Below are 916 nucleotides of genomic sequence, written 5' to 3'. Positions count from 1 at the left end.
CACGAAAATCAAAAACCTTCCCAACTATCCCCTTCATATTTTCTTTTGGAATCGTCCATATCGACTGATTAATCTCTTCCAACCGCATATGCCTAATTGGCATTGAACGAACACCCGTTAAAATTAAAAGCTTTAAGGCTAAATTGGATACAATATTATCATCTAAAGATTGATAAAAAGCTGGAACTTCTTTCCATGGCATGGCTGGAATATTTTGAACATTTTGAATAAATTATTCCCAATAAAGCTTTTGCTTTTGGTACCAATTGCATATCCACATCTATGCCACGTGCTGCGGCATGTTTTATAGCAATATTCAAACGCGATAAAGCCTTGCTTGCTGTCTCGTTTTTGGTTTTCCAAATAGGGGATAAGCATTCTTTTATATCAATCTGCGTCAATTCAGTAATTGCTATATCTCCAAGTTTAGGAAAAACATGCAATGTGAGAGGTGTTAACCACCTTGCTGCGGTTCCTTCATTTTTCAATTCGCTTTTTTTAGCTTCAAAAGCACTTAAAACTATTTCTCTTAAAGAAATACTATCAACCGCTTGTCGTAACTTTTCATTTTTCCTTTTACGAATCGGATCAATACCTTGTTGCAAAAGATCACGGCAAGTTGTAGCCTTAAGCCTTGCTTCTTTCAAAGATACAACGCTACAAGAGCCTAACCCCATTTCACGACGTTTTTTATTGAAATCGAATCGAAAAACCCAACGCCCCTGATTCTGTGCTGTTTTGATAAGCCATAACCCAGCCCCATCCGCATATTTACCTTTAGGCAAATTTTTTACAGATAAGGTAGATAATCTATCACGTGTTCTTGTTTTCCTAATCACTTCTCAAACCACCTTTTAAACCACCTTTTGAATTGCGCTTTTGACAGATTCATCAGATATCAAGGTCGTACATAAAA

At 36.6% G+C, this 916-nt stretch carries 1 protein-coding gene; it reads right to left on the bottom strand.

Translation table 11 applies throughout. The features are described 5' to 3' along the window. Positions 1 to 158: 158 nt before the first annotated feature. On the bottom strand, positions 159 to 839 hold the full coding sequence (locus tag ACFILW_RS10130) for a tyrosine-type recombinase/integrase (RefSeq protein WP_375685772.1): 681 nt from the start codon (positions 837 to 839) through the stop codon (positions 159 to 161). Between the last annotated feature and the right edge of the window lie 77 nt (positions 840 to 916).

Origin of the sequence: Bartonella sp. TT110JLCBS (genome assembly GCF_042193405.1) — a bacterium.
Classification (GTDB): domain Bacteria; phylum Pseudomonadota; class Alphaproteobacteria; order Rhizobiales; family Rhizobiaceae; genus Bartonella.
The sequence above is the reverse complement of the archived record's forward strand: the minus strand, read 5'-3'. Positions and strand labels throughout refer to the sequence as shown.